Source organism: Rhodopseudomonas sp. BR0C11, assembly GCF_010820945.1.
Taxonomy (GTDB): domain Bacteria; phylum Pseudomonadota; class Alphaproteobacteria; order Rhizobiales; family Xanthobacteraceae; genus Rhodopseudomonas; species Rhodopseudomonas palustris_H.
The window spans coordinates 1-2,292 of sequence record NZ_QTKI01000569.1 but is presented as its reverse complement, the minus strand read 5'-3'; the positions used below and the strand labels follow the sequence as shown (position 1 = coordinate 2,292).

Genomic DNA, 2,292 nt, shown 5'->3' with positions numbered 1-2,292 from the left:
GCCAGGGGCCGACGATCTGCGCGCCGATCGGCAGCGATCCGCTTGCAAATCGTTAGCAGCGGTGCCGGCTCTATTGGTAAATCAGCCGGGTTGAGCGGCGGGCCGATCCGGCCCAGCATTATTTATCGATTCGATTTTGAGTCGGCTGCGCGTTTGCTTGTTGACCGAGCCCACACCTCGTCCCGTAGGCAATTGCAAGGGCCGCGCATCAGCGTGCCGCGATGGCGCGAGTGTGCTTGCCTGAGCGGGAGTGATTGATGCTATTTCGTCGTCTGCGGCCGCGGCACGTTCTTTCGCTCTGCGCCGCCGCGGTCGCGATCGTCAGTGGCCGGCCGGCACTCGCCCAGCAGCCGATCACCACGCCGATCCTTCTCACCGACTCGAACTTTCGCGACCTCGCCGGCATCATCCCGGCGGCGGGTGGTAGCGGCTTTGCCGATACCACCGCGCATGGCGGCGTGATGCGGACCGGCGTGTTCTATCGTTCCGAAGCGCTGTCCATGTTGTCGGCCGCCGACTGGGCGACGCTGTCGTCGCTGCGCATCGGGCTCGACATCGATCTGCGGACGCCGACGGAGATTTATGGCCCGATTACCGTGATGGCGCCGAATGCCGGGCCGGATTGGGTGCCGGCCGGCGCGCGCTACGTCAATATCAACATCTTCGGCAGTTCTGGGACGCCCTCGACAGCGTCGGTGACCACGGCAGCGGCGGCCGTCAGCTACATGGAGTCGCTGTATCAAGGCTTTGTCACCGATCCGGGCCAGCGCGCTGCGTTCCGCGACGTGCTGCTGACGCTGGCCGGCGACCCGTCGGCTGCCGCGCTGTATCATTGCTCCGCCGGCAAGGACCGCACCGGCTGGACCTCGATGCTGTTGCAGAGCATCGCCGGCGTTTCGCCCAGCACGATCATGACCGCCTATCTGGCCACCAACATCTATATGGCGGCCTCGAACCAGACCATGCTGGCGCAGATCTACACTGCGGCCGGCGGCGGCGCGGCGGGCAACGCCGCGGTGGCTGTCGCGGCGCCGATGTTCGGCGTCCAGACCAGCTATCTGCAGGCCGGCCTCGATCAGGTCGCTGCGCAATATGGCTCGGTCTACGCCTATCTGATGCAGGGACTCGGTCTGTCGCTGGCCGACATCTACGTGCTGCGCGCCAAGATGGTGTATTTCGCCAGCCTGCCGGGGCAGTCCGGCATGACCGGCAACGCCGCCGCCGGCGCCGCGCTGCTCGGCGCCCTGCAGAACTCACCGCTGTCGGGCCGCTACACCAGTTTCAATTACTATCTGCAATCCGCGATCGACGCCGGCACGCTGGGCGGCGTCGAAACCCAGGTCGGTGGCCAGGTCCACGCCGATACGGCGGCCTTCCTGACGCATCAGCCGCTATGGATCGACAGCGCCACCGCGCCCTATGCCAGCGGCCGCGATCTGCGCGGCGGCGAAAGCCGGGCGTGGCTGAGTGGCCTCGGCGGCTATCTGGTGTCGAACGGCGGCAGCGGCGTGGCGAAGAGTACCGAGCGCAGCGCCGGACCGCTCGCCGGCGTGACGTGGCGCATCGACGGGCAGACCAGCGCGTTCGTCGGTGCCGGTTATCAGAGCGCGTCGGTGAGTAGCGCCGGCGGCAATGCCGATCTCGATCTTGCGGTGGCGACGTTTGGCGGGCGTTACGGCTTCACCAGTCTCGACGTCGGGCCTTATCTGTCTGCGCGTAGTACGCTGACGTGGGCACAGGACCGCGTCAGCCGCAGCCTCGGCGGCGCCCTCGGCACGGCCACCGGCAGTGGCTCCGGCGGGGTGGTGAGCGGTCGGGTGGATGTCGGCAACGTCGTCCGCCTGGCGCCGTGGACGATCACGCCGCAACTCGGCCTGCGCGCCACCTATTTGCGGCTCGGCGGCTTTGGCGAAACCGGCAGTGAGCTTGCGCTGGCGGTGGAGCGCACCGAGCGGACGCTGACCAGCGCAGTCGCCGATCTCGACATTGCGCTGGATGCGCGTGCCATGGCCGGCTGGCAGCTGTCGCCGGCGATCACGCTCGGCTACGAGCGTGCACTGTCCGATCCGCGGCTGGTCTCGAATGCGAGCCTGTACGGCTATCGCATCGCGCAAGTCTCGGCGTTCGACAGCCGCGATTTGTTCCGGGCCGGGCTGGCGGTGGCGGCGCGGCAGAATGCGGCGACACTCAGGGCCGGCGCCAATGCGATCATCGGCGACAATGCGAGCACCGGCTTCGATGCCCGCCTGTCGCTCGAGGTCAGCTTCTGATCAGTCGGCGAAAGCCGCCGGC

The 2,292-nt window shown here is 67.6% G+C and carries 1 protein-coding gene; it reads left to right on the top strand.

Annotated elements, in window-relative coordinates; all coding sequences use genetic code 11:
* The first annotated feature begins 257 nt into the window (after positions 1-257).
* Positions 258-2,270 (top strand): tyrosine-protein phosphatase, encoded by a 2,013-nt coding sequence (locus DYI24_RS25210; protein ID WP_164574262.1) that lies wholly within the window; start codon positions 258-260, stop codon positions 2,268-2,270.
* Positions 2,271-2,292: the final 22 nt, after the last annotated feature.